Source organism: Spirosoma knui (assembly GCF_054780635.1).
The window spans coordinates 1,059,772-1,082,262 of sequence record NZ_BAAGVY010000001.1 but is presented as its reverse complement, the minus strand read 5'-3'; the positions used below and the strand labels follow the sequence as shown (position 1 = coordinate 1,082,262).

The window sequence follows — 22,491 nt, the reverse complement described above, 5'->3', positions numbered from 1 at the left end:
CAAGTAAATATTAAGTATATTTCATAAAACAGGCCCATGAGCGAACTTGCTCATGGGCCTGTTTTATGAAACGCTGTTAACAGCAGACGCTACTTTACTTGCTTACGTTTGCCTGCTGTACCGGCGTCACTTTCATAACGCCGTTCATCATGCGCCAGTGGCCGGGGAACGTACAAACAAACGGATAATCGCCGGGTTGAGCCGGTGCTGTGAACTTCAGGCGATACGTCTGATCCGGATTCACAAGGGGCGTAGCAGCAATTACCTGCGAAATGCTGGGGACATAATTCTTATCAGCCCCATCTTTGGCGGTGATCATTTTGTCAGCCGCGGCTCCAATGATTTCCATGCTTTTGGGTTTACCAATAACCAGGTTATGCTGCATGGCGTCGGGGTTCTCCAGCACGATCTCGATCTGTTTGCCAGCCGTTACGTTGAACGTCTTCTTGTCAAAGCGCATTTCTTCGCGTACCGTCTTCATGCGTATAACCTCTACGTTCGGATCAACAGGTTCGGCTTTAGCAATACCCCAGGCTTCGTACAGGCGGGTCAGGCGCTCACGGTTATCGGCCGAAACGGTGTTCGTCAAACTGGCCAGAAACGTTTTGTCTTCGTCGCGGATAGTCGCTTTTTCTTTCAGATTCCAGCCTTCTACAACGCCTTTAACAATGGCGGCACGTTGGGCAACATCGAGTTTCTGCGATTGACGAAGCAGGGCCACCACCGAATCAGCCGGGGCCGCCGAGGCATAACTCCGGATAGCCCGTTCGAGCACGTAGGCGCTCATGCTTTGCGGAGCCTGGTACATGAACTTGTGGGTAGCGTTGTTATTTTGCTCGTTACTCTCAGCGATCTTATTCTCCCGGTCCATCATAACCGTGATCGTATACTGGCCAGCCCGCTCGAACTGAGTGATGAAGTCAGTACTCCAGGGACCGTTATTCCCTTTGCTGATTGTTACCGTCTCACCGGGTTTGATACCAGTATTATGGGCTACACTGACGTAATCAATCTTTGCCTTGTCCGTCACATTCGCTGGCCCCTCAACGTGAATCGAGAGCGGAATTGGCGTACCAGCTGGTATGGCTACGCCCCCCTGATTGGTTACATCCACAAAAATCTGGGTACGTTCCCGCAGGCCCGGCGACTCAGGCGTCGTACGGATAGCAGCGATCATCAGGTCAGGCGCGTTTGTGTCGAGCGGTTGCCGACGAGACTGTTCGGGCGCATTTGGTCCACTCTGCCGACTCGTACTGGTTCCGTGCTGGTGCTTCATCGGTTCGCTCGTTGATGGCATTGTCGAGGGCGAAGCGGGCGTAACGGCTAACTGTTTTAGATAGCTTTTCAAAAGTTGCCCCTTATTGCTGTTTAAGGCAACGGCAAAGGCTTCGGGCAACCACCGGTCGTTCTGCTTGTCAGCTTCGTTCAAACGGGCCAAGATTGTACTCTGAACCTGGGGAGTCAGCGGAATCTCCGACAGCGTTAACAGGCTGTTTAAAACAACGATAGGCTCCTTGTCGTGCAAAAGGTCTTGCTGCAACACCAAAGCGGGAGTCTGGGCATTTCGTGGCAAGAGCTGAACAGCCGTTTTGCGAACCCCTGGGCATGGGTGCTTCAGGGCACTCGTCAGCGCTTTCGCTACGTCGGGATTTTCTAACGCGCCTAACCCGCTCAGCGTCCATAAGGCATGAATAGCGCCTGGGTTAATGCCGATCTCATCGACGGACTGGTCATTAACCAGGGCAACCAGTTGTGGTACTACGTCTTTGTTTGCCCGATCGACCAACAAGCGCTGGGCCGTTGTCCGCCAGAACATATTGGTATTTTTCAAGGCAGCGACCAACTCAGCCGGGCGGTCTTTGCTCAGCGTTATGGGTGTATAGGCTGGTGCGTTTTTGTAACCAACTCGGTAGATACGACCGTGCGTAAAATCACGTAACGGAGTTTCGTAGGCATTGCCCGATCCGTTGGTTGCCCCAGATGGCGTTGGGTTATGCTGGATGATGAAGCTATACCAGTCGACAACCCAAACCGCGCCGTCCGGCCCAACTTCGGCAAACACCGGCGCGAACCACTCGTCTGCCCCAGCCATCAGGTTAAAGCCATCGACATCTTCGTAGTCAGTGCCCTGTTTTTGCATAACGTTCTGGTGCACAATATGCCCGGTTGGCTCGGAGACAAACGCGATCTTGTTCCAGTATTTTTTGGGGAAAGCGCGGGCCGTATAAAAGTTATGACCTGCTGCGGCCGTAAATCCTCCGAATACATCCACCTGCCGAACGCGGGGCGTAATGGGCTTCATGTCTTTGTGAGTATCGGTGCTGCGACTGCCGTTTTCCCGAATGTGCGGGCCTCCGCTAAAGTAGCGATGCGGAATCGCCATGTACCAGCCGTGCGAATTGTTGGCGGTGCTGCCGAACACATCGCCCGTTTCGTTAAAGGCCATGCCCCAGGTGTTGTTCGACGTAGACGTTACGTATTCGAGTTTTGAGCCATCCGGCTTAAACCGGAACAGTCCCTGCCCAAACTTCACGCTATCGGCTCCAATCTTTCCTTTAAAACCAGAGTACCCCACACTTCCCCAAATCCAATTGTCGAATCCGTAATGGAGGTTACTCGGCCCCGCGTGGGTATCGAAGGTACCGAATCCAGTGAAGACAATCTTCTTCACATCCGCCTTATCATCGCCGTTGGTATCCTGCAGGAACAGCATGTGCGGAGCCTGCGATACATACAAGCCCCCGTTGCCGAAGGCCATACCGGTTGGAATACTGAGCCCTTCGGCGAAGTTGGTAAACTTATCGGCCTTACCGTCTTTATCGGTATCCTCGCAAATAACGATGTAGTCAGAGCCGCCTTCGGGTTTCCGTTCGTTCGGGTAATCTTTCGTGATCAGGACAAATAACCGGCCGCGCTCATCCCACGACATGGCAATCGGGTGCATGACGTTCGGCTCCTGCGCAAACAAATTGAGGGTAAAACCGGGCGGAACCTGAATGTGCTTCATCGACTCTTCGGCCGAGAGTGGTTTCTGCTGCAGTTGTGGTCCAGGCCGTTTTTCGTAGTTAGGCAGTTTAGCCTCATTGTACGCAAATGGCTGCGGATTTAGCGCATCGTGCAGTTTCTTGACGTCGTCGCCCACAGCCCACAAAATGCCGCGCTCCAATAATTGCTGAAAACCGGGCTGACTCCAGGTCCGTTCGTCGTGGCCATACGCAGTATAGAACACCCGTCCTTTGCCATACTGGCGTGTCCAGGTATAGGGCTCTTCCTTTACCCCTGGCTTATCGGTTGCCTGATCGGCTTTAATATCCCGAACGGCCAATACGTTGTTATCGGCCTGCAAATGGCTATGCAGATACGTTTCGTCATACGCCTTAAACGACGGCAAACCGGCTACGATCGCGTTGTCGGGTTGCGTAAAGCGAGTCTGGATGGTATCCATCTTGTGCCGCCAGAACTGCCCACCAACAACCTTGTCGACGTATTCGGATGAGTTCCGGAAGCAATACGAGGCACAATGCACCGGAATTACTCCTTTACCAGAGGCAACATAATCCAACAGGGCCTTTTCCTGCGGTTTAGGAATACTATCCCAGTTGGCGTAAATAAGCAGCCCATCGTACTGCGCCAAGTTTTCAGGGTTGATATCCTCCAGCTTATCGGTGTACGTAATATTAATGCCCTTGTTACCTAAGGCCGCCATCAACTGAGGTACCCGCTCGATGGGTTTGTGATGCCCATGATCCCCTAAAAACAGAATTTCGACCCGCCGGGGCCGGGAGGCCTCCTGACGAGTGTTCGTCTGGGTAGCCGATTGGCGGGCGCATTGCGTGAGCAACAATAACCCACTTATGAAAAAGAGATAACCGTATCGCATGTCTCTTGATTGTTAAAGCATTCGTTACTAAATAATGTATTTGCAACTTCTAATTTTCGGTGTAAATCTGAATCCGTTCGGCCCAATTGGCTCCAAAGGCAATCTTCATTCGATTTCCTTGGGGTGTGATGAGCACTTTGGTCGGGTACTCGCTCACGCGAAACTGCTTGATAAAAGCCTCATTGACCATCGCGACCGGGAAGGTATATGCCTGCTTTTGCATAAATTCCCGTACTCGTGTTTCCGTATCGTGACAGGCAGCAGTCAACACGACAAGATCTTGGCGATTCGCTTTGACGAGTTCATTATAGAATTTTTGAAAGCGGGGAAACTCCTCAACGCAGGGTTTACACCAGGTTCCCCAGAAGTCAATCAGCACCCATTTGCCCTTGTGCTGTCCGTAATCAAACGTTTTGCCGTCCAGGTCAACGAGTTTGAATGGTTCAGCCGCTTTCAGTTTTGCATTGAGCATCTTCGTCCAATACACATGGAACGGCTGATCGGATACTGGTGCTTTAGCGTAATACGTCTTAAGCAGATTGATATATCCTGGATCAGCTAACGTCAGTTCGGTCAAGACTTGAACAGCCGCCACTGTATTTCCTTTGTTCAGCAGAAAATCGACATAAGGCTTGTGAAACTCTTCTTTATCCGGACTCCCAAACAGAAAGAATGATTCGTAGAAGTAGGCGGGTTTGGCTAGCCGATCGTTTTCGTCCGGACTAAACTCCGAAGCGGCTTTCAATAAGCGCTCGGCAAGTGCCGTATCATTGGCCGCCAACGCTTCCTGGGCTTTCATGAAGTTGGCACTAGCCATCAGGTACCGAAAGTAAGCTCGCGCAAGACGCCGTTCCCGGTCATCAGAAAATTGATAATACTGGCCATTAACCGCATGCTCCAGGCGTTGCCGAGTGTGTTCAAACAGCGTGTCGGCTAAGGCCGCGTACATCGATTTCGACTTAATCAACTGATAAATCAATAAAGCATACCGATCGATTCGATTTCCCTGTTCTTCTTCCGACCTGGCCTGAGCTACTAAAAAACCAGAGACGAGCCGACGAATTTTCGCCGAATCGCCCAAGGCCTTCCTTGCTTCGACCCACCTTTGAAGCGAATAAACTGATCGTTGTAAGGGCAGATTACCCGCGGTTAGTTTGGTCAACAACTGCTCGTAGAAAACCGTATCAACGCGCGATGAAGCACCAGGCATGAAACTTTGGGCAAAACTGTCATGCATCAGAAAATTAATCATATCGGCCCGCTGAGAAGCAAGCATTTGCGCATTGTAAAAAGCAGAATCTATATTCTTGGTATTAATACAATGCTGAAACTGGTTAAAATAAGACGCAGGTAAAATCGACTGACCGTATGCGGCAAATGTTACGCATAACAGCGTAAGGCCCAGACTAACCGATGTTCGTATATCTTTCATAACCTGAACCTTACTGCATTACCCGCCTATTTTTCTTGGTTACGCTTCCGAAAAATTGGGCAGCTTCATGATCTGACCACCTTGCAGAGCCGATTCATGCGCCAGAATCCCCACGCTCGTCCAGTTGGCCGACTGGGCTGCATTGGGAAACGGTTCGCGATCTTCGACAATGGCCGTAACGAACTCATGCACCATGTGCGGGTGCGAACCCCCATGCCCTCCTCCCTGCGTAAACGACAAATGTTGTTGCTCGTCGGCATCATAAACGCCTTTGGTCGTAAATCGCTGGATGGGTTCGGGAAGCAGACGCGCGTAGTCGGGCACAGTTACTTTTTCCGGAATTTCCGGCTCGGGTTTCTTCGCCGTGTGAATAACAGGCTGCTCTTCTTCGATCAACTGCCACTCAAACGACTTCTTGTCACCATACACCTCGAAGCTCTCCCGATATTGCCGCGCTACGTCGAACAACGACCGATACACATAAGCCGACAAGTCACTGTCTTTGAACTTAATGTGCGCCGACTCAACCGCGAAGGGCGAGTTATGGATCTTCGCTAACTCTTCGCGGATTGTTCCGGACCCAAAGCAGGAGACATAATCGGCTTCGAGCTTCAGCAAACCGGCCACGGGCCCAACGCAGTGCGTTGCGTAGTGCATCGGGGGCAAACCAGGCCAGTAATCCGGCCAGCCGTCCATGTCCTGCTGGTGGCTGGCTTTCAGGAACTGCACCTTACCCAGTTCGCCTTTTTCGTACATTTCTTTAACGAACAGAAACTCGCGGCTATACACCACCGTCTCCATCATCATGTATTTCTTACCCGACTCCTTGCACGCTTTCACGATCTCCATACACTCCTCGACCGTCGTGGCCATCGGCACCGTGCAGGCGACGTGCTTACCGGCACGTAACGCTTTCAGGCTTTGCTCAGCGTGGTTTGGAATGGGAGAATTGATGTGAACGGCATCGACCGCCGGATCGGCCAGGAGCTCGTCGTAGTTGCTGTACCGTTTCTCAATACCAAAAGCATCGCCAATCTGGTTTAGCTTTTCGACGTTACGTTGGCAAATCGCGTACATGTTGGTGTGCGGATGCCGCTGGTAGATGGGAATGAATTCGGCCCCAAAACCCAGGCCGACAATTGCAATATTCAGTTTCATAAAGGGCAAGTGAGAGTAATAATGATAAGGCGAAGAATGAAGTTAGGCGATCAAATAAGGGTTTAAACATCGACTGCTGCTGCACTCGTTCGCTCCGCTTCGGCGACGGTCCGATTCGCTAATTCGCTCTTTAAAAAGGTTAACCCGTCGGCGGCTAATTGCTCAGCGGAGTCGAACATGGGGCGGAAGATGTGCGCGGCCTGTGCAATCTCGGGCGGATTCATGCCGAACGCTTCGATGGCAATAGGCCCTTCATACCCAATTTCCTGCAAGGCGTCAAAGACCCGATCGAAGTTTATCTGCCCCTGCCCTGGCGTAGAGCGGTCGTTTTCCGAAATCTGGATATGGACCAGATAGGGAGCTAGTTTTCGCAAGGCACTGGCCATTGATTTTTCTTCGATGTTGGCATGGAACGTATCGAAAGCCGCCCGGCAGTTGGGGTGATCGACCGCTTCTACGTAACGTACTAGATCGTCGGTACAGGTCAGCAGGTACGTTTCAAATCGGTTTAAATATTCGATTGCCAGGGTAACGTTACGTTCCTGCGCATGCTCGGCGACTTCGCGCATAGCGGCCACCGACCGCCCCCACTCCTCTTCAGTGGCAGGCTGACCCGTAAAGGTTTTAAACCCGGCGTACAGAGGTCCCATCAGAATGGTTCCTCCCGCAGCGGCCGTACAGTCGACAACACGCTTGAGATACGTAATACCCGCCTGACGAATTGTTTCATCGGGGTTAATCAGGCAGTATTCCGGTCCGCAAATCGTACAGGTCTGAACGCCTAACCCCAGCTCGCTGAGTTGCTGACCGACGCGCTGCCACTTCACCAAAAAATCGGGATTCTCACCCGACTCATTGATGGGCATTTCAACAAAGTCAAACCCCTGCTCCTTCAAAAATAAAAACGTTCTGGACAGGTCTTCATCCATTGTCGTTGTCCAGACGAACAGGTTCATTCCCAGCTTATTCATATCGGTTCAGAAAATAATTACACAAAAGTATTCAACAAAATGTTGGTATTCTCAGCCTTTTTTGGCTAGTATTGACTTTATATTATCTTACTTAGAGCACTAAGTTGGCTTTATGTGTTAAAATAAAGAATTCCAGATGAAGCAGGCGCTACGTAAAGATCTTGAACCTGTTGGTGCTTCATTTACCGTACGCGGGCTAAAAGAGCCGCATTTCGACCCTAACTGGCACTTCCATCCCCACTACCAGCTGTTTCTGGTGGAAGAAGGAACCGGCACGCGGTTCATCGGCGATTCGATCAAGCCCTTCGGACCGGGTGACTTAGTGTTTTTAGGTCCCAATTTACCTCATTTGTGGCGAAGTGATAAATCATATTTCAATAAACCGTCGGGGTTAACGACCCGGGGAATCGTTGTTTATTTTTCCGAAGATTTTTTGGGCGGCAGCTTTTTCGATAAGCACGAAATGGTACCGCTCCGGCAGTTACTTAACCATGCCCGAAAAGGGTTGGAATGGACGGGGCCAACGCGTGGCCGGGCCGAAGAATACCTGCAGGAATTAGGCCGGTTGCCGGTTGGATTCGGGCGCGTGCTTTGTTTGCTCAACCTGCTGGATGAGCTTTCGCATGCTACCGATTACCGGTTCTTAACCAGCCCAGGGTACATTAATACAGTTAAACCCGCCGAAACGGATCGCATGCAGCAAGTACATGACTACGTACTGAGTCACTTTCCCGGCGACCTTAGTCTGGATACGGTTGCCGATCTGGCGGGTATGACGCCCCCCGCGTTCTGCCGGTACTTCAAAGCCCGTGCCAACAAAACATTTTCGGAGTTTGTGTCGGAGGTCCGCATCGGGCACGCCTGTAAACTGCTCATTGATGGCAAGCAGAACATCACGCAGATCAGCTTTGAGAGTGGCTTTCGCACGCTATCAAATTTCAATCGGCAATTCAAGGAAATTACGGGGCAAACGCCCTCGACTTACGTTAGAACGTATCGAGAGTTATAACAAAAACAGCCCACCTTCTGCGCAGAAGGTGGGCTGTTTTATGACTGACACTGGATTAGTATCCAGTGGATGTGGTCGTTGATTGATAGGTGGTTACACCTTCCTGCACAAACGCCAGCAGGTCCTGATTCAACCGATCCCGTTCGGTGTAAAACAGCCCGTGGGGTGCCCCGCTGTACACAATATAGTGCGCATTCGGCAGGGCATCTGCGGTTCGTTCGCCCGATGCTTCAAGCGGAACCGTTTTATCGTCATCCCCGTGAATAATCAGCGTTGGTACGTTGATTTGCGTCAGATCCTGGCGAAAATCGGTCATGGCAAATGCTTTGGCACACTCGATCGTGGCACGGGGCGATGCGAGGTATGCCCGCATGAAATCACCTTCCAGATGCGCTTGGCTCACCGGATGACTGACCAGGCTTACCCCGTAAAACTGCTTGCCGAACGTCTGCAGGAAATCGGCGCGGTCTTTCTTAAGGTTGGTCAGAATCTCGTCGAACACGCTCTGGTCAACGCCATCCGGGTTGTCGTCGGTCTTCAACAGATAGGGCGTGACGGCACTCACGAGCGCAACACGTGCTACCCGCGCTCCGCCATGACGGCTCATATACCGGGCAACTTCGCCCCCACCCATCGAGAAGCCAACTAACGTAACGTTTTGCAGATCAAGCTCGTCGAGCACCGCTTTCAGATCATCCGCTAACGTATCATATTCATAGCCGTCCCAGGGTTTCGACGATTTACCAAAACCCCGCCGGTCGTAGGCAATCACGCGTATACCATGATTCGGCAATTCAGTCATCTGATAGTCCCACATTTCGTGGCTTAGTGGCCAGCCGTGAATCAGCACAACGGTTGAGCGGGCGTCTCCGCTACCCGATCCCCAGTCTTGGTAGAATAAATTAACGTCGTTGCCCTGGGCATCCACGCCAGCTTTAATGTAACTCATAACGTAAGTAAAGTTTAGATACTTGTTGAATAACCAATATGTCAACTAGAGTTACGCAGAATGGTTCGTAACAAATTGGCCGTTTTGGGCTTTTACTCAGTAATTCACAATACTCTACCATGAAACCATCTTTGTTAGTCCGGCTTTCCAGCCAGCCCGATGCGCTTGATCACTTATTATACGGACTTACCGATGAGCAGATACGCCAACGCCCCCAACCCGACAAATGGTCAATCCTTGAACACATAGCCCATCTGGGCCGGTATCAGGAGATTTTTCTGGATCGAATGCAGCACATCACCACGGGCGAAACGCCTGCTTTCTCGCGCTATGTAGCCGACGATGACCCCGGTTTTGCCGATTGGGCGCGGCTCTCGTTTGATGAGTTGATCGAGCGAATGCGGGGTGAACGGGCTACGTTAAACGCCTTCCTCAGCGTTTTGCCCGAAGAACTGATCACCCGTGTTGGCTTGCATCCGGTTTATGGGCCGATGACAATTGAAGGCTGGACTGAATTTTTCCTGCTTCACGAAGCGCACCATCTGTTCACGATTCTGAAACTAGGCGGTGCACTCCGCAGCAGCGAGCAACCTATGGGCTGGTATATGCTCCCGGCGTCCTGAAGAGTAGTGAATGGGAGTAGCCCAAACGTTGGCATTGAGACAACTTACATCAATACGCCCTGAAACACTTCATCTAGCCGCGATACAGGTTTGATATTGATTTTGAAGCCTTTGGTGTCCAGCCCTTTCATATTGTATTTGGAGATAAACATTTGCTTAAACCCTAGCTTTTCGGCTTCGGCAATGCGAGACTCAATCCGGCTCACGGCCCGTACTTCGCCACCCAAGCCAACTTCGGCCGCGAATGCAACCGACGGCGGAATGGCAATATCTTCGTAACTCGATACCACAGCCGCGCAAACCGCCAGGTCGATGGCCGGGTCTTCGACACGTAGGCCACCGGCAATGTTCAGGAATACGTCCTGCTGCCCCAGCCGGAAACCGCCCCGCTTTTCGAGAACAGCCAGCAGCATGTTCAGCCGTTTGGCGTCAAAACCCGTGCTGCTACGTTGTGGCGTGCCGTAGGTGGCCACGCTAACCAGCGCCTGCGCTTCAATCATTAACGGGCGGTTACCTTCCAGCATCGAGCCGATCGTTACGCCACTTAAGGCTTCGTCGCGTTGAGAGATCAGGATTTCGGACGGATTGGTTACCTGACGCAAACCCGTTCCGAGCATTTCGTAAATACCCAGTTCGTCAGTGCTGCCGAACCGGTTCTTGGTGGTGCGCAGAATCCGATACGTAGTATGGCGGTCACCTTCAAACGTCAGCACGGTATCCACCATGTGTTCGAGTACTTTAGGACCGGCTAAAGAACCTTCTTTGGTGATGTGGCCGATCATAAACACCGGAACACCGCTCTCTTTGGCGTATTTCATAAATTCGGCGGTACACTCCCGCACCTGCGATACGCTCCCCGCTCCCGACTCGACCAGCGACGATTGCATGGTCTGCACCGAGTCGATGATCAGAATTTCCGGCTCGAAATGCTCCACCACCCGAAAGATGTTCTGTGTTGACGTTTCGGTCATGATGTGGCAATCGCTGGTGGGTGCGTCGAGTCGTTCTGCGCGCATTTTTATCTGCTGCTCACTCTCCTCGCCCGATACGTACAGCACCCGCATCCCCGCCAAACTCAGCGCGATCTGCAACAAGAGTGTCGATTTACCGATGCCGGGCTCTCCACCAATCAGCACCAGCGAACCGGCGACAATCCCTCCGCCCAGTACCCGGTTCAACTCGCCATCGGTCGTATGGATACGCGGCTGTTCTTCATAATTGATGGCGTGAAGGGCCTTAGGCTTGGCCGCAACCTTTAGACTACCCGGTCCGGATGAGGGGCTGCGCCAACCGCCTTTTTCGGGTTCGTCTTTCTGAACAACCTCTTCAACAATTGTATTCCACTCTCCACAGGTTGGGCAACGACCCATCCATTTGGCCGTTTGCTGGCCGCAATTCTGACAAAAAAAGGTAGTTTTTAACTTGGCCATTGACTAGTGTCTGGTTGGGGAATTCGTTGTTTTCTGGTAAATGCAGTCCGGTCATTAAACCCGGCAGGGTTTAAGCACTCAAAGGGTAAATTAAGCCAGAAGGGACAGATTAAACCTATTGCTGCGAGCTATTTTTTGAAGGTAATCGCTCCGTATAAATAACGCCGTTTCCTCGAAATAAGTTGACCTCCAATACCGGATCTGACGACTAAGCGTTTAACCAATCACACAGTACATGCAACCATGAAAAAAAACCTGCTTTTCACGCTACTTACGTTATTACCCGCATTCACATTCGCCCAGGGCGGCTTTCAAATTGGTATCAAGGGAGGGGTCAACCTGTCCCGGCTTAGCTTGGGCCCCTTTATTACCACCAGTGCCAACCCCAACGGCTCGCCGAACGTAAATGTTGATGGACAGACATTCCGCAACAGCATCAGCGACAGCTTTGACAGTCGAACCGGTACGTCCTTCGGCATCTACACCCGTTTTGGCAAAAACCTGTTTCTGCAACCCGAAGTGTTATACTCAACCCGAGCCGGCTCATTTGAGGTGATACGTAACGGACAAAGCGAAACGGTTACGGTGAAGACAACCAGTTTTGACATCCCGATTTTGCTTGGCCTTAAGGGAGGCCCACTGCGGGTGGTGGCCGGTCCGGTCATATCGCTCCGGGTTGGTGATAATCAGAAACTAGGAGAAGCCATACGCCAGTATACCAGCGGTACGCTGAACGACGCCTGGTCGCAGGCGTATTACGGGTATCAGGTCGGGGGCGGACTTGATTTAGGTTCGTTCGGGCTCGATGTCCGCTATGAGGGCAACCTCTCCGACGTAGCCCAGATCAACGATCCAAACGGACAGTTCAACCAACGCTTCAAATCCTGGCAGGTTACGCTGGCCTACCGTCTGTTCTAGCAGAACCAAACTAGACACGCGAAAGCAGCCTACGAAAACGTGGGCTGCTTTTTTGTATCCAAGGTTGAGGAGTAGCTAGAATAAAACAAACCGTTGCCATCCGCCCCTGAAGGAGTTTGCGGCAACGGTTGTCCGTTCAATTAACCCACTAAATATGCGTCTAAAAAGATTGGCTATAGCCGCAGCCATCCGCATCGGGCACCAAGCCAACCGACTAAAAGCAAAACCAACTTAAAATCGTATTTACGCTAACGTAGCTACCAGGGATTTGCCCTACCCGTAGTTTTACCTATCACGTGTACGCTAGTTTACTAACCGCTGCCAATATAGCGCTAGCTGTTGCGAAATGTCTTTCATCCGACGGCGTGATATGGCGACCTCACGACCATCGGCTAGGCGAACCTGCCGTTCTTTGTTGAATACGCTGTACTGAACGTAGCCTAAGTTGACGATGTACGATTTATGGATACGCAGGAACATCGATCCGTCCAGCGATTTTTCAAATTCTTTGAGTGTTTTCGATACCAGATACCGCTTACGGTCACGGGTATACAAAAATGTATAATTTCCTTCGCCCTGTAAAAACAACACATCATCTACAGATATAAAGATGGTTCGGTTCAGATAAGGGAGCGCGATCCGTTGCGAACCTCGTTGATACGAAGCGGGAAACTGAGGAGCGATGGGCGTTGGCTGAGCCGGTACGAAAAGATTAGCTTCCATTTTCGAGATAGAATTGGTTTAGTGTGCGTCTCTTATGACAAAACAAAACTATTCTACTCGGGCCGCCTTAAAAAAGAAAGCCTGATTAACAGCCGCTAACTTTTAAAGTTAACCTACTGTTAATCAGGCTATTGATTCAATTTGAAGTAGATCTTTTGAGTGAATGTACCCAGTTTATTACGTAAAACTACGTACTGGGGTAGAATACGTACCTTCAGAGCCTATTTGCGGATTACTCCTAAGGCTTTACTAGCTCAAAGCAACCGGTTGGAACTCTCGAATGCGCTCCATAAACATTTGCGCCCGACGACGTGAAATTTTCACCTGCTGTCCGTCAATCAATTCCAGCTCTCCTTCTTTCTTCACAAAGAATTTACGCACAAAGCCGAGGTTAACAATGCATGACTTGTGAACACGAACAAACGCCTGTCCATCAAGCAGCGTTTCGTATTCCTTCAGCGTGCGTGACACGAGCATCTTCGTACCGTCTTTCAAAAAGAAGTTCGTGTAATTACCTGATCCTTCCAAGCGTACGATTTCATCAACGGATACAGTACGCTTACGGTCGTAAAACGGGATGAGGAGCTTTTGCAAACAGGAAGAGTCGGCAATTTTTTCCACACTTTTGTGGAACGGCATAGACATAGGATCAAAAATTGAGTCGTTAGCAAATGCTTTCATAGTCGTTTTGAGTGATGATTAAATACTAGTAGTTCGAGGCTGACATTCAGAAACTTAGGTCCGTTAGTTACTGACAGAATCCGTTGTTTGTTGACACCCACTGCCCAAACCTATTCGCAAGAATCAGACCTACATACTCCTGTTCAGTCATATTGTTTGCAGAAAATACTTAACTCTCTAACCGTCAAAGCACATTTGCCGCTTACTCAACTTGTATGTACTCGTCACTTTTGGACTGCATGTCGACGCTTCCCCTCATAGTGTGTAATAAAGACCCCAACATACGGGATTCCCCGCTAGCGGTCCTATGCAATCCCGGCTTTTACGTACCTTTGTAAACAAGGGCATTAAAAAAGCCGGAATGTATGCTGGAGAAGGTTAAAACTATATATCAGGAAGTTGAACAGTATGACGTCAAGTCACCGGAGCAGCTAGAGCAATTTCGCTTACGCTTCATCAGCCGCAAAGGCGTTATTACTGAATTATTTGAGGGGCTGAAAAGCGTGCCTCAGGCCGACCGGCGGGCAGTAGGCCAGGAGTTGAACGGCCTGAAAAATCTGGTTCAGGAGCGGTTCGAATCACTTATCCAGCAGATTGAGGAGCAACAGACGTCGGTCAGCAACACTCCGCCTGTTGATCTGACGCTACCCGCTATTCCTAACCTGACGGGTACGCAACACCCCCTGACCCTAGTCCGCCAACGGATTATCCAGATTTTCGAACGTATTGGTTTTAACGTCGCCGACGGACCTGAGATTGAATCGGACTGGTACAATTTCGGCGCGCTGAACTTCCCCGACAATCACCCCGCGCGTGACATGCAGGATACGTTTTTCGTGGAAAAGAAAAGCGATGGCTATCCGGACGATGTGTTGTTACGGACGCACACCTCAAACGTGCAAATCCGGCTTATGGAGCAGCAAAAGCCTGGTGCGGACGGTGCGCCGACGCGCTTCCGGCCAATCCGGTCGATTATGCCGGGTCGGGTATATCGTAACGAAACGATTTCGGCCCGCGCCCACTGTATGTTTCACCAGGTCGAGGGTATTTACATTGATCGGAATGTGGGTTTTAAAGACCTGAAAGATACGCTGTACCACTTCGTAAAAGAGATGTTTGAGCCCGGAACGCAGATTCGTTTCCGCCCCTCCTATTTCCCGTTCACGGAGCCAAGCGCCGAGATTGATATTTCGTGTCAGATATGCGGTGGCAAAGGTTGCAACATCTGTAAACATTCGGGCTGGGTCGAAATCGCCGGCTCGGGCATGGTTGACCCGCAGGTTATCGCCAACTGCGGAATCGACCCTGAAGAATACACTGGGTTTGCCTTCGGGATGGGCGTTGAGCGCATCACGCAACTTAAATACGTAGTAAACGACCTTCGTCTATACACCGAAAACGATGTCCGGTTCCTCCGGCAGTTTGAAGGACTTTAATCAAAGAGTGAAAGAACGAACGAGTGAAAGTGCGAATACTTGATACTGATAACTTTTTTCGCTTTTTCACTCGTTCGCACTTTCACCCATTCACTCTTTACAAATGTCTCCCATCCGCCTGTCTGATTTAGCGTTTACGCTCGAAGCCGTTGTTGATGAAGCGTTTGGGCACAAAGCGGTTTGGGTCGTTGCCGAAACGAGTGATATAAAAAACTACCCCGATCGAGGATACTGTTTTCTGACGCTGGTTGAGCGCGGAGATGGGCCAACGGGACGTAATGAAACATTGGCGAAGCTGGAGGCCTGTATCTGGCGACGGAACTATCACATCATCCGCGAGTTCGAGAAGGCCACAGGTACAGCATTCGCCCGCAATATTCAGTTGCTGCTGAAAGTAGCCGTCGGTTTCAGTCCCGTATATGGGCTGCGGCTGGAGATTCTTCGGATCGACTCCTCCTATACGCTCGGCAATATCGAACGCGAACGCCAAGCCGTGCTGGATGCGCTGCTCAACGACCATCCCGATCTGATCTGGCAGGAAGCCGGTCAATATATTACCGCGAATCAACTCCTGCCCCGCCCCGCTATTTTACAGCGCATTGCGCTCATAACCGCGCCGAATTCCGACGGTTGGCGGGACTTCCGGCATGAACTGACGACCAATTCGTTTGGCTATGACTACGTCATTGACGAGTTTTTTACGCAGATTCAGGGGCAGGGAGCCGATCAGGCCATTTGCAGCCAGTTAGCGCGTATTCAAGCGAGTACCAAACCCTACGATGCCGTTGTGATTGTACGGGGGGGCGGTTCGCAACTCGATTTCGGCTCGTTTGATACGTATCTGATGGGGCAAACCGTAGCTGGGTTTGGCATCCCTATTCTGGCGGGTATTGGTCACGAACGGAACGTAAGCATTACGGACCTACTCTGCCACGAAAGCGTAAAAACACCCACGAAGGCAGCCGCTTTTCTGATTGAACATAACCGGTCGTTTGAAGAAGGATTTTTTCAATTGCGTGACCGCCTGACCTTTGCCGCCCGCGAAGCCCTGCAAACGGCTCGTGAGGAGTTGGATTCAGAGACCGAGCGCTTACGATTTGTGACGTACAACTACTTCCGTGAGCGCCACACCGATTTAACCGAAAAAGCCGTGACGTTACGTCACCTCGACCCCGCTAATGTATTACGTCGGGGATATGCGCTCCTGCTGCGTAACGGGCGGATTCTGACCCAAACCACCGACATTGAGGCTGGTCAGGAGTTGCAGGTACAGATGCACGACGGCACCATTAACACGAGAGTTACACAGTTGTAAGGTTCTACAGTTGTGGAGTTGCTTTAATAGTAAGTTTTACTGTTGGGCCAGCTACAACTTTATAACTCTATAACTGGACAACTCTACAACCTAAAGAGAATGACTTATCAGGAAGCCTACGATCAGCTAAGTACGTTAGTTTACGAAATTGAAAATGAGGAGGTTTCGCTCGATGAGCTTCCCGACAAAATTCGGCTGGCAACAACCCTGATCACCTTCTGTCAGGAGCGGCTGCGTGCCGTTGAAACTGAATATCAGGAAGTGATTGAGCGTTTACCTAAGCGATAAAATTCCATAATTTTATCTTGTGGCGTTATGCAACCTTTGCTAAACCTTACCTAATTTTATCGCCAGGTGTCTTAGTGCCGCTTTTGCCGGAACGCTGATCGGTTGTGATGTGAGAAATAGCACCTACTTTCTGCCTGATTGAGCCTACTCTCTATGAATTTGTTTGCCACGTTAAACGAAGTACTTAACTCGGATGCCCTAACGCGCATAGCCGCTTATATCGATGAGCCCGCCGAAAAAACCAATAAAGCCGTCAATGGCCTTGTGTATACGATTGTTGGCGGTTTAATGAAACGCACAACCACTGAAATTGGGGTAAATCAATTATACAATCACATTCAGAAGGGCCGTTACGACGGAGCCTTGCTGGACAATTTATCGGCCATTCTTCGGGACCCGGCCCACACGAATACGCTCATTACTCAGGGTAACGAAGTGATCAGCCATTTGCTGCCTGCCATGAAAAGCTCAATCGGCAGTATGATCTCGGGCTACGCAGGCATCCGGAATTCGTCAGCTATTTCGCTGCTGGGCTTAATTACAACCGTTGTTTTACACGTATTAGGGAAACGGGCCAGAGAACAAAAGATTGATGCCGATGGCCTTGCGTCGTCGCTGTTCTCCGAACGGGAAGCCTTCGTGACCGTTGTGCCGGATGAACTGATGCCTCGGTTGGTCGAAAAAGTTGGCTTGCAGCAGATCGTAGCGGGCATGGCGGCTCCGGCCCGACGTACGGTCGTTGAGTCCGTCGCAGCAACCGGCAGTGCCCGGTCGGCTACCGCTCCAACCCGCCCGCCGGTTCAGTATGATTTGAACGATGATGCCGACGACAACAACAGCTCACTCGCCAAATGGGGCGTTGGAGCCTTACTGGCGTTAGCAGTAGCGGTCGGCGGATATTACATTTATCAGAACACCCAGAAGTACGCCGATGGCAGCGAAGAGGTAAGCGATGTATCTCCGGTTACGGCCGACACCGCGCAAGCCGATACGGTGACCAGATCGCTGGCGGTGCCTAAGGACTCGGCATCAAAAACAGCCCCGAAGTCAACGTCCGTTGTTGCAGCAACCGCGCCCGTTGCGACTCCAGGACTGTCGGCGACAACCGCGGTAACGGGCGGACTAACGCAGTTGATCGCCCCTTACGTAGGCAACGCAGCCCTACCGAAAGGCAGAGTCTTCCCGCTGACGGGTGTTACGTTCCAGCCGGGCTCACTATCCATGTCCCCCGGCTCCATGACGGCGGTTGGCGAGTTGGCGACGTTGTTGAAAACGTATCCGCAACTCCAGGTACAGCTCATCGGGTATGCTAACGACGCGCAGGGCGGCCTGACTAATAAAAGCTTATCGTTCAAACGCGTCAATCAAATCAAGCAGCAGCTGGTGTCATCGGGCATTGATTATTTGCGGGTCGATGCTATTGGCCGGGGAACCGGAGTCAGCAAACGAGATACATCAGGCATTCTGAAACCGACGCTTCGAAAAATTGATGTGAAGGTGGTAGCAAAATAAGCCGCCTGAAACAACTTTCAGGTCTACAAGTTGAGTAGAGGAACAACCTAATTAATTCACTCAACTAGTATGACAACAGAAGCAGGCAAAACTGCCCTGATTACCGGGGCATCGAGCGGAATTGGTCGCGAGTTGGCGACGCTGTTTGCAAAAGATGGCTATAATCTGGTCCTGGTGGCCCGCAGCGAGGACAAGTTACAAGGTATTGCCGAGCAGTTTAAGCAACAGTTTGGCACCTCTTCCATCACGGTCGTCGAAAAAGACTTATCGAATCCACAAGCTCCTCAGGAGATATACGACGAGGTAACCCGCCAGAATATTACGGTCAACGTTCTGGTCAATAACGCCGGTTTTGGCGAGTATGGTTTGTTTGCCACGGAAACCGACCTGCAAAAAGAGTTGAACGTAATTCAGGTGAACCTGACAGCCCTGGTTCATTTGACCAAGCTCTTTTTGAAGGACATGGTGCAACGAAACGAAGGTAAGATCCTGATGCTGGGCTCGATTGCGTCAATCATGCCGAACCCACTCATGGCGGTCTACGGTGCCACCAAGTCGTTTATCTATTCCTTCTCGGAAGCACTACGTAACGAGGTCAAAGACACCAATGTTAACATCACGGTGCTGATGCCGCCCGCAACCGACACCGATTTCTTCAACAAAGCCGGTGCCAGCAATACGGTAGCTCAGGAACAGGCTCGTTCGATGCCTGCGGCCGACGTAGCGAAGGCTGGATACGATGCCTTGATGAAAGGAAAAGACAAGGTCGTCGCGGGTTTGTCGACTAAAATGCAGGCGGCTGCCTTCCGCGTGTTACCGGACTCTATGGTAAGTCAGGCGGCTCGGGCGCAGATGAAAGATCGAACCGAAGCTGAGCAGGAGAAGCCGTCAGCGCTGGCCCTGGGCATTGGCATTGCCGCCCTTACCATCGCGGGTATTGTTATTGCAGCACAGTACCGCAATCGTGGAATCAGTAGCCCAATCAGTACGTACGATAAGCTTCGCTATCGCTACAAAGCTGGTAAAGCCACTCACTCCGCGAAGAGTGCCTTAAGTTCAGTGGTCGACGCTGTAGCGGGCGCCTATCACAATGGCAAAGCAAAAGTTGAAGAAACGTTGGTATAGGGCGTACAAAATTGCTGGCGCTAATCAAATAACTCCTTTAACGCAAATAGCCCCGTTAGAAGTGGGGCTATTTGCGTTAAGGAATCCCCAGCTAAGCCTGTGTAGCCGGGAATTTTTCGAACACCTTTCCAACGGCATCGCCAATCTGCTGCGGGGTAACCCCTTTCTTATTCAGCACGCTCGAAACGGCCGCATCCCACACCAGTGCGTTACGTTGCGCATCGACAACGTGTAAGCTCAGCGTCCCTTCCTGATACGTACCCACGGGCACTTCCTGGCTGCGCCACGAATATCGCCGTTGGCCGGTATACAGCGGAGCCTCATAGATCGTCGTCGGACGGGTCTGGGTTTTTTGTTTGACGACTGCCCCCAGATTCACCAGTAAATCGGGATTGTCCTTCGTCTGCTGATAGCCACGTTTGGTCATTTCAGCCGCCACCGCCTGCTTTACCTGTTCCATAGCCGCCTGATACGTATCGCGGGGTGTTGAACTGATCCGGTTCGTATCCACAAAGGCAAATGTGCGGTAGGCAGACCAGGTAGCGGTATTGTCAGACTGGTTCTGAACAATCCGGTAAGGCGAGCAGCCAAATGCTACTGCCATATATATAGACAGACTTATTGCGAGTGTTTTCATAACGTTTTAGCTAGTGGTTATTCAACTAGTAAAACGTCGTTTTGTCTCAAAATGAGCAACATGAGTTAGTTAAGTAACAGCCCAAGCAACTACGTTTATTGAAAACAACTTCCGATTATGCGAGTTGACTAAACGGTATTGAATTCAAAAAACTCAATTGTTATGAACACAGAAACCGGAAAAACCGCCCTGATTACCGGTGCCTCAAGTGGTATCGGCCAGGAACTCGCTAAACTTTTTGCCCAAGATGGCTACAATCTGGTATTGGTTGCCCGCAGCGACGATACCCTGAATCGGTTAGCGGATGTATTTAAAGGCAATTATGGTACACAGCAAATCACGGTAATCGGCAAAGACCTCTCGCAGGAAAACTCAGCGCAGGAGGTTTACGACGAAGTAAAACGCCAGGGCATTACGGTCAATTACCTGGTCAACGACGCGGGTCTCAGTACGTATGGTAAGTTCGCCACGGAGACCGACTGGGAGAAAGAGAGTGAACTTATTCACCTTAACGTTATCTCGCTGACCCACTTAACGAAGCTGTTCCTGAAAGACATGGTGCAACGTAATGAAGGCCGTGTATTGAACCTGTCTTCGCTGGTGGCCGTTGTGCCGTTCCCGCTACAAGCTGTGTATGCTGCGACTAAGGCGTATGTGTATTCGTTCACGCTGTCGATGAACAACGAACTAAAAGGCACGAACGTAACAATGACCGCGCTGATGCCCAACGCAACCGACACCGATTTCTTCAACAAAGCCGGCGCAGCGGATACTGTGGTGACGGATGAGTTGCAGGACCCAGTAATGGTGGCTCGGGACGGCTATAAAGCCCTGATGAAAGGCGAATCCAAAGTGATACCAGGCGGCATCAAAAACAAGATGTACGAAGTGATGGGCTACGTAGCTCCGCCAGAAATGACGGGTGCCATGATGCGGCATAAAAATACGCGCAAAAGTGAGGTGGAACAGTCGTCGAACCTGGCCTGGGGTATCGGCGTGGCGGCTGGCATAGCGGCTGGCGTAGCTGCCCTGATTATTGCCTACAACAACACCAATGCCTACGACCGGGCTCGGTATCGCTACAAAGCGAAGTCAGCGGGTCGCTCTGCCAAAAACGCGATAGCCGCCGTGACCGATTCGCTGAATGGTACGTATCATGACGCGAAATCGAAGGTAGAAGAAGCGTTAGCTTAATCCAGTTTCAATCGTCTTTACCCCGCAGATCGGTTGCTTGCGGTAGCCGATCTGTGGGATAATTCACTAGTTAGGCATGAAAAACTCATCATTCTGGCGTATTGCTACCGCAGCATTCGCCGTTGGCAGTATTATCTACACAAGCCTGTCGAGCCGACAATCGCGTCGGCAGGGGCAGCAGCAGAAACACGCCGAGTCGGAGCCCGAATACGATGTACCGGTTGAATACCAAAAAGTGTTCGACAAGAATATGATCATTCCAGCAGGATGGGCGTTCGGCGCGGTATGGTCAACAGTGTATTCAGGATTAGGCGCACTGGTAGTGCACCAGACCTTGTCCTCGCAAAAAGATAATCCGCGTTATCAGCGCGCTCTGCCCTGGTGGTGGGCCAGTTGGACACTAAACGCCATCTTCGGCCGGTTTTTCTCGCAGAATGATCCGCAAAGTGTGGTTATTTCCGACATTACAACGAAACTCAATTTGCCGGTTGCCATTGGTTTGCACCAAAGCCTGGAGATTGGCAAGACGGATGTTCCTGCGCCCGAAAAATACCTGCGGATTCCGGTAAGTTTGTACGCCGGTTGGTTAACAGCCGCTACGGTCGTTGGCACACCCGATGCGTTGCTGACATTAGGCTGGTGGAAGCGCGATGAGCAACGGGATACCCTTTTATCCGTCGCCATTCTTAAGGCAACCGCCGGAGTTGGTTATCTGGTCGCCCGTCGGTTAAACGATCCGTGGTATATGCTGCCGTTCGTTGCGGGGTTCGGCGGTATCGCCACTCGCCAATGGAACCGGATGCCGCTGGTTGGCTGGACAGCCGCCGGCCTGGCCGCAACCTACGCGGGTCTACTGGCCTACTGGCTCCCCAAAGGTAAATTCCGCGATTATGAACGTTCTGTTGTCGATACCGAAGCTGAAGTCATGGCCTCTCCTATCGAAACGGAGGATCCACATCAGGCAGAAATCGCTCGCGAGCGGATGGTCGAAATCGATTAACAGCACGTCCACTCATGCTGTAAAATCCGGCCTCTTCAACAGATGAAGAGGCCGGATTTTTTATGTTACGTTAGATTATATATCTGTTTTGTCGACCTGATTCGCCTTTGCATCGTTCCCCGAATCGTGAACAAGTCTACGACTCCGTTGCGATGCGTCTCAATTCAGCTGCTAAAAATTTATAGCTATTATTTATCGAATAAATACCAA

19 protein-coding genes are annotated in these 22,491 nt (G+C 51.1%); 10 read left to right on the top strand and 9 right to left on the bottom strand.

Annotated features, from left to right (window positions below; all coding sequences use genetic code 11):
* Nucleotides 1-94 precede the first annotated feature (94 nt).
* From ACYVIY_RS04290 to ACYVIY_RS04275, 4 genes are all read right to left on the bottom strand, one after another.
* Nucleotides 95-3,880 carry a PVC-type heme-binding CxxCH protein gene (locus ACYVIY_RS04290; RefSeq protein ID WP_460975041.1) on the bottom strand — a complete coding sequence of 1,262 codons (3,786 nt, stop codon included), beginning with the start codon at nucleotides 3,878-3,880 and terminating at the stop codon, nucleotides 95-97.
* Nucleotides 3,881-3,929: 49 nt separating this feature from the next.
* Entirely contained in the window at nucleotides 3,930-5,156 is a 1,227-nt protein-coding gene (locus ACYVIY_RS04285; protein WP_460975040.1) for a TlpA family protein disulfide reductase, read from the bottom strand.
* A gap of 195 nt (nucleotides 5,157-5,351) precedes the next feature.
* Complete coding sequence (locus tag ACYVIY_RS04280; protein WP_460975039.1) at nucleotides 5,352-6,470, bottom strand: Gfo/Idh/MocA family protein; 1,119 nt, start codon at nucleotides 6,468-6,470, stop codon at nucleotides 5,352-5,354.
* A gap of 62 nt (nucleotides 6,471-6,532) precedes the next feature.
* Nucleotides 6,533-7,441 (bottom strand): sugar phosphate isomerase/epimerase family protein, encoded by a 909-nt coding sequence (locus tag ACYVIY_RS04275; RefSeq protein ID WP_460975038.1) that lies wholly within the window; start codon nucleotides 7,439-7,441, stop codon nucleotides 6,533-6,535.
* Nucleotides 7,442-7,577: 136 nt separating this feature from the next.
* On the opposite strand from ACYVIY_RS04275, the gene ACYVIY_RS04270 reads away from it, so the two are divergent.
* Nucleotides 7,578-8,450 carry an AraC family transcriptional regulator gene (locus ACYVIY_RS04270; protein WP_460975037.1) on the top strand — a complete coding sequence of 291 codons (873 nt, stop codon included), beginning with the start codon at nucleotides 7,578-7,580 and terminating at the stop codon, nucleotides 8,448-8,450.
* 55 nt (nucleotides 8,451-8,505) lie between these two features.
* Here ACYVIY_RS04270 and ACYVIY_RS04265 read toward each other — a convergent pair whose 3' ends face one another.
* Nucleotides 8,506-9,399, bottom strand: coding sequence for an alpha/beta fold hydrolase (locus tag ACYVIY_RS04265; protein ID WP_460975036.1), 894 nt, complete (start codon nucleotides 9,397-9,399; stop codon nucleotides 8,506-8,508).
* 119 nt (nucleotides 9,400-9,518) lie between these two features.
* Between ACYVIY_RS04265 and ACYVIY_RS04260 the strand changes: the two genes are divergently transcribed.
* A complete protein-coding gene (locus ACYVIY_RS04260) occupies nucleotides 9,519-10,022 on the top strand; it encodes a DinB family protein (protein WP_460975035.1) in 504 nt (167 codons plus the stop codon).
* Between the two features lie 44 nt (nucleotides 10,023-10,066).
* Here the strand turns inward: ACYVIY_RS04260 and radA are convergent, their stop codons facing one another.
* A complete protein-coding gene (gene radA / locus ACYVIY_RS04255; RefSeq protein WP_460975034.1) occupies nucleotides 10,067-11,452 on the bottom strand; it encodes a DNA repair protein RadA in 1,386 nt (461 codons plus the stop codon).
* 243 nt (nucleotides 11,453-11,695) lie between these two features.
* Here radA and ACYVIY_RS04250 point away from each other — a divergent pair, with 243 nt between their 5' ends.
* On the top strand, nucleotides 11,696-12,370 hold the full coding sequence (locus ACYVIY_RS04250) for a porin family protein (protein ID WP_460975033.1): 675 nt from the start codon (nucleotides 11,696-11,698) through the stop codon (nucleotides 12,368-12,370).
* 303 nt (nucleotides 12,371-12,673) lie between these two features.
* Here the strand turns inward: ACYVIY_RS04250 and ACYVIY_RS04245 are convergent, their stop codons facing one another.
* Together ACYVIY_RS04245 and ACYVIY_RS04240 are read right to left on the bottom strand one after the other, a co-directional pair.
* On the bottom strand, nucleotides 12,674-13,093 hold the full coding sequence (locus tag ACYVIY_RS04245) for a LytR/AlgR family response regulator transcription factor (RefSeq protein WP_460975032.1): 420 nt from the start codon (nucleotides 13,091-13,093) through the stop codon (nucleotides 12,674-12,676).
* Between the two features lie 249 nt (nucleotides 13,094-13,342).
* Complete coding sequence (locus tag ACYVIY_RS04240; RefSeq protein ID WP_460975031.1) at nucleotides 13,343-13,774, bottom strand: LytR/AlgR family response regulator transcription factor; 432 nt, start codon at nucleotides 13,772-13,774, stop codon at nucleotides 13,343-13,345.
* 365 nt (nucleotides 13,775-14,139) lie between these two features.
* On the opposite strand from ACYVIY_RS04240, the gene pheS reads away from it, so the two are divergent.
* The 5 genes from pheS to ACYVIY_RS04215 all read left to right on the top strand — a co-directional run bounded on the left by pheS (nucleotide 14,140) and on the right by ACYVIY_RS04215 (nucleotide 19,450).
* On the top strand, nucleotides 14,140-15,210 hold the full coding sequence (gene pheS, locus ACYVIY_RS04235) for a phenylalanine--tRNA ligase subunit alpha (RefSeq protein WP_460975030.1): 1,071 nt from the start codon (nucleotides 14,140-14,142) through the stop codon (nucleotides 15,208-15,210).
* A 103-nt stretch (nucleotides 15,211-15,313) separates the two neighbouring features.
* A complete protein-coding gene (locus ACYVIY_RS04230) occupies nucleotides 15,314-16,525 on the top strand; it encodes an exodeoxyribonuclease VII large subunit (RefSeq protein ID WP_460975029.1) in 1,212 nt (403 codons plus the stop codon).
* A 99-nt stretch (nucleotides 16,526-16,624) separates the two neighbouring features.
* Nucleotides 16,625-16,813, top strand: a complete 189-nt coding sequence (xseB, locus tag ACYVIY_RS04225; protein WP_460975028.1) for an exodeoxyribonuclease VII small subunit — start codon at nucleotides 16,625-16,627, stop codon at nucleotides 16,811-16,813.
* Between the two features lie 153 nt (nucleotides 16,814-16,966).
* Nucleotides 16,967-18,325 (top strand): DUF937 domain-containing protein, encoded by a 1,359-nt coding sequence (locus tag ACYVIY_RS04220; protein WP_460975027.1) that lies wholly within the window; start codon nucleotides 16,967-16,969, stop codon nucleotides 18,323-18,325.
* Between the two features lie 69 nt (nucleotides 18,326-18,394).
* Nucleotides 18,395-19,450, top strand: coding sequence for an SDR family NAD(P)-dependent oxidoreductase (locus tag ACYVIY_RS04215; RefSeq protein ID WP_460975026.1), 1,056 nt, complete (start codon nucleotides 18,395-18,397; stop codon nucleotides 19,448-19,450).
* 91 nt (nucleotides 19,451-19,541) lie between these two features.
* Here the strand turns inward: ACYVIY_RS04215 and ACYVIY_RS04210 are convergent, their stop codons facing one another.
* Nucleotides 19,542-20,087 (bottom strand): DUF4136 domain-containing protein, encoded by a 546-nt coding sequence (locus ACYVIY_RS04210; RefSeq protein WP_460975025.1) that lies wholly within the window; start codon nucleotides 20,085-20,087, stop codon nucleotides 19,542-19,544.
* A 162-nt stretch (nucleotides 20,088-20,249) separates the two neighbouring features.
* Between ACYVIY_RS04210 and ACYVIY_RS04205 the strand changes: the two genes are divergently transcribed.
* Together ACYVIY_RS04205 and ACYVIY_RS04200 are read left to right on the top strand one after the other, a co-directional pair.
* Entirely contained in the window at nucleotides 20,250-21,281 is a 1,032-nt protein-coding gene (locus tag ACYVIY_RS04205; protein ID WP_460975024.1) for an SDR family NAD(P)-dependent oxidoreductase, read from the top strand.
* A gap of 76 nt (nucleotides 21,282-21,357) precedes the next feature.
* Nucleotides 21,358-22,281, top strand: a complete 924-nt coding sequence (locus ACYVIY_RS04200) for a tryptophan-rich sensory protein (RefSeq protein ID WP_460975023.1) — start codon at nucleotides 21,358-21,360, stop codon at nucleotides 22,279-22,281.
* Nucleotides 22,282-22,491 lie beyond the last annotated feature (210 nt).

Coding starts and splice junctions, on each gene's coding strand:
- ACYVIY_RS04290 (WP_460975041.1), bottom strand. CDS start 3,880: ATGCGATACGGTTATCTCTTTTTCATAAGTGGGTTATTGTTGCTCACG.
- ACYVIY_RS04285 (WP_460975040.1), bottom strand. CDS start 5,156: ATGCTTGCTTCTCAGCGGGCCGATATGATTAATTTTCTGATGCATGAC.
- ACYVIY_RS04280 (WP_460975039.1), bottom strand. CDS start 6,470: ATGAAACTGAATATTGCAATTGTCGGCCTGGGTTTTGGGGCCGAATTC.
- ACYVIY_RS04275 (WP_460975038.1), bottom strand. CDS start 7,441: ATGAATAAGCTGGGAATGAACCTGTTCGTCTGGACAACGACAATGGAT.
- ACYVIY_RS04270 (WP_460975037.1), top strand. CDS start 7,578: ATGAAGCAGGCGCTACGTAAAGATCTTGAACCTGTTGGTGCTTCATTT.
- ACYVIY_RS04265 (WP_460975036.1), bottom strand. CDS start 9,399: ATGAGTTACATTAAAGCTGGCGTGGATGCCCAGGGCAACGACGTTAAT.
- ACYVIY_RS04260 (WP_460975035.1), top strand. CDS start 9,519: ATGAAACCATCTTTGTTAGTCCGGCTTTCCAGCCAGCCCGATGCGCTT.
- radA (WP_460975034.1), bottom strand. CDS start 11,452: ATGGCCAAGTTAAAAACTACCTTTTTTTGTCAGAATTGCGGCCAGCAA.
- ACYVIY_RS04250 (WP_460975033.1), top strand. CDS start 11,696: ATGAAAAAAAACCTGCTTTTCACGCTACTTACGTTATTACCCGCATTC.
- ACYVIY_RS04245 (WP_460975032.1), bottom strand. CDS start 13,093: ATGGAAGCTAATCTTTTCGTACCGGCTCAGCCAACGCCCATCGCTCCT.
- ACYVIY_RS04240 (WP_460975031.1), bottom strand. CDS start 13,774: ATGAAAGCATTTGCTAACGACTCAATTTTTGATCCTATGTCTATGCCG.
- pheS (WP_460975030.1), top strand. CDS start 14,140: ATGCTGGAGAAGGTTAAAACTATATATCAGGAAGTTGAACAGTATGAC.
- ACYVIY_RS04230 (WP_460975029.1), top strand. CDS start 15,314: ATGTCTCCCATCCGCCTGTCTGATTTAGCGTTTACGCTCGAAGCCGTT.
- xseB (WP_460975028.1), top strand. CDS start 16,625: ATGACTTATCAGGAAGCCTACGATCAGCTAAGTACGTTAGTTTACGAA.
- ACYVIY_RS04220 (WP_460975027.1), top strand. CDS start 16,967: ATGAATTTGTTTGCCACGTTAAACGAAGTACTTAACTCGGATGCCCTA.
- ACYVIY_RS04215 (WP_460975026.1), top strand. CDS start 18,395: ATGACAACAGAAGCAGGCAAAACTGCCCTGATTACCGGGGCATCGAGC.
- ACYVIY_RS04210 (WP_460975025.1), bottom strand. CDS start 20,087: ATGAAAACACTCGCAATAAGTCTGTCTATATATATGGCAGTAGCATTT.
- ACYVIY_RS04205 (WP_460975024.1), top strand. CDS start 20,250: ATGAACACAGAAACCGGAAAAACCGCCCTGATTACCGGTGCCTCAAGT.
- ACYVIY_RS04200 (WP_460975023.1), top strand. CDS start 21,358: ATGAAAAACTCATCATTCTGGCGTATTGCTACCGCAGCATTCGCCGTT.